Below are 904 nucleotides of genomic sequence, written 5' to 3'. Positions count from 1 at the left end.
GCGGGGCAGATCGTGAACGGTCCGGACAACACAGCCAGGCTCAGTTCTCGGGCGCGACATTGAGCGCGGACCTTTGGACGATCTTCCACCACCGGGCAGACCAATGAGCGCGTAGGCGGTCCGGTGCCCCGCATCTGTGGATCGACGGCGGCCGGACCGTGAGACGGGCCGCGGTCGCACAGGGCAAGGCGGACATCGCTGCGGAGACGGAACAGGGCCCGGCAGAGGCTCCCGGCTCCGCGGACGAAGAGCCGCCGCGCGCGTAGTCCCGCCCTTCAAGTCGTCGAAGAGGGTCAGTCGAGACCGATGAGACCGAACCAGAACAGGCGTATGCGTGGCCGCAACCGCAGCAACAAGGGGCCGAACCCGCTGACCCGGGCCTACGAGTCGAACGGCCCCGACGTGAAGATCCGCGGTACGGCCCAGCACATCGCCGAGAAATACGCCCAGCTCGCCCGCGACGCGCAGGCGAGCGGCGATCCGGTGATGGCCGAGAACTACTTCCAGCACGGCGAGCACTATTTCCGCATCATCTCCGCGGCGAACGAGCAGTACCGTCAGCAATATGGTGGCACCTACGGCCGCCAGGGCTACGACGACGAGGATGACGGCGACGACGAGGGCGCTCCGGCCAACGGCTACGCGCCCCAGGAGCGCGGCGGCAACGAGCGCGGCGTCAACGGCTACGCCCCGTCCGGCTACGGCGCACCCGACGATTACGGCGATCCCGGCCAGCAGCCCCAGCCCTACGACAACCGCGGCGACGACCGCCCGTCCCGCTTCGACCGGCAGGACCGCCAGGACCAGCGCCCCGATCAGCGTCAGGATCGCCGCGAGCGCTTCCAGAACCGCCAGGAGCGCCAGCAGCGGGACCGCCAGGACCGGGCCGAGCAGCGCGCCGAGC

The 904-nt window shown here is 70.0% G+C and carries 1 protein-coding gene; it reads left to right on the top strand.

What is annotated here, in order from left to right; translation table 11 throughout:
- Positions 1–330 precede the first annotated feature (330 nt).
- Positions 331–904, top strand: a 574-nt coding sequence (locus VQ03_RS30275; protein ID WP_048454646.1) for a DUF4167 domain-containing protein, incomplete at its 3' end; no start/stop codon positions are given.

The sequence above is a fragment of the Methylobacterium tarhaniae genome, assembly GCF_001043955.1.
Taxonomy (GTDB): Bacteria; Pseudomonadota; Alphaproteobacteria; order Rhizobiales; family Beijerinckiaceae; genus Methylobacterium; species Methylobacterium tarhaniae.
Note: the sequence above shows the minus strand (reverse complement) of the source record. Positions and strands in the feature narration are given on the sequence as shown.